The organism is Nocardia sp. NPDC058497 (genome assembly GCF_042720195.1).
Classification (GTDB): Bacteria; Actinomycetota; Actinomycetes; order Mycobacteriales; family Mycobacteriaceae; genus Nocardia.
This window is the reverse complement of sequence record NZ_JBHXMY010000561.1, coordinates 1762-3808: the sequence shown is the minus strand read 5'-3', so window position 1 is coordinate 3808 and position 2047 is coordinate 1762. Positions and strand designations below refer to the sequence as shown.

The 2047-nt window shown below is 63.1% G+C and carries 1 protein-coding gene; it reads left to right on the top strand.

The annotated features are described in order from the left end of the window. Nucleotides 1-31: 31 nt before the first annotated feature. The coding region (locus ACFWPJ_RS27210) for an amino acid adenylation domain-containing protein (RefSeq protein WP_378855489.1) at nt 32-2047 on the top strand (2016 nt) is incomplete at its 3' end.

The window sequence follows — 2047 nt, the reverse complement described above, 5'->3', positions numbered from 1 at the left end:
GGTGGTTTGGTTTTTGTGTAAACTACACTGTATGATTTACGGTATCGTGGGCTGGGTGATGTGTATAAGAGACAGGATCAGACAGGTCGATCTGGATGCCGTGGCGCATGCCGACGTTCCGTTCGCACAACTGGTGGATCAACTCGCTCCGCAGCGGTCGCAGTCCCGGCATCCGCTGTTCCAGGTGATGCTGGCGTTCCAGAATCTGGAACGGATGAAACCGGGGTTGCCCGGTCTCGACGTGTCGGTGGTCGACCTGCCCGAAGCGGATTCTCCGCTCGATCTCCACGTTGTGCTGTCGGACAACGACAGCGGCGGGATGGCGATAGCCGTCACCTACGCCACGGAGCTGTTCGATGCCGCGACGATCGATTCTCTGCTGCGACGGTGGATTCGGATACTCGAGTCGGTGGCCACCGATCCGACGGTATCGGTCGGGATGATCGAAGTCCTCGAGCCCGCCGAGCGAGCCGATCTGTTGTCGCGCTCCGGCGCACCCCCAGCGGCACCCACCACTTTGGCCGACTTGCTGACCACCGCTGCCGCACGGGATCCTGACGCCACCGCGATCGTGTTCGAGGGGCAGCAGCTCAGCTATCGGGAGCTGGACGAGCATTCGAATCGATGGGCCCGACTGCTGATCCAGCGAGGTGTCGGTCCGGAAGATGTTGTCGCGATCGGTATGCCACGTTCCACGGATTCCGTGCTCGCGGTATGGGCTGTGGCGAAGTCGGGAGCCGCGTTCCTGCCGATCGACCCCACCCACCCCGGCGAACGCATCACGCACATGCTGACCAATTCGAAAACCGCGATCGGATTGACGGTGGCGCCGGTGCGAACTCAGTTGCCTGGCACCATCGATTGGCTGACACCGGAGGTTCTCGACGAGGGCGAGAACCTTCCCGTCGCCGACGGTGACCGGGTGCGACCGTTGCGTGTGGACGATATCGCCTACGTCATCTACACGTCCGGATCGACCGGGCTACCCAAGGGTGTCGCGGTCACCCACCGTGGACTCGGCAACTGTGCCACCGAGCACCGCAAAGCGCTGCACATCGAATCCGATTCCCGTACTTTGCATTTGGCTTCGCCGAGCTTCGATGTGTCGGTGCTGGAATTGTTGCTGGCGACGTGCGCGGGGGCGACGATGGTCATCGCGCCCAGCGATGTCTACGGCGGCGACGAACTCGCCGAACTACTCGACCGCGAACAGGTCAGCCACGTCCTCATCACACCCACGGCGTTGTTCACCATCGACCACACCCGGTGGCCACTACCGGATCTGCGATACCTGCTGGTCGGTGGCGAGAACTATGGCAGCGAGCTGGTTCAACGCTGGAATGGCAGCCGTAGCGTATTCAACGAGTACGGGCCCACCGAGACCACCATTGCCGCGACGATGTCCGCCCCGTTGGTGGCGGGTGAACTGGTCACGATCGGCGGGCCGATTCGCGGTGTCTCGCAATGGGTGCTGGGTCAGCGGCTGCAACCGGTGCCGGTCGGTGTGGCCGGTGAACTGTATGTCGCTGGTCCGCTGCTGGCCCGTGGATATCACCGCCGGGCCGATTTGACGGCTGAGCGTTTCGTCGCGTGCCCGTGGATGCCTGGTGAACGGATGTACCGCACCGGTGACGTGGTCCGGTGGACGGCGGAGGGGACGATCCAGCATCTGGGCCGGTCGGATTTCCAGGTGAAGATTCGTGGTCTGCGGATCGAGCTCGGCGAGATCGATGCCACGCTCGCCACTCATGAGACGGTCGGTTTCGCTACCACCATCGGCCACCACAACGAGTCCGGGTCCGCCTCGCTGGTTTCGTATGTCGTTGCCGCGCCTGGGCATTCGATCGATACCACAGTCCTCGCCGAGTACCTCGCCGGCCGGTTGCCGTCGTATATGGTTCCGGCTTCGATCATGGTGCTGGAGCGGATCCCGTTGACGCCGGTGGGCAAACTGGACCGCAAGGCATTGCCGGAGCCGGTATTCGCCGACCACACACCGTTCCGGGCACCCGAGACACCGATCGAACGCATGATCGCCGCAACCTAC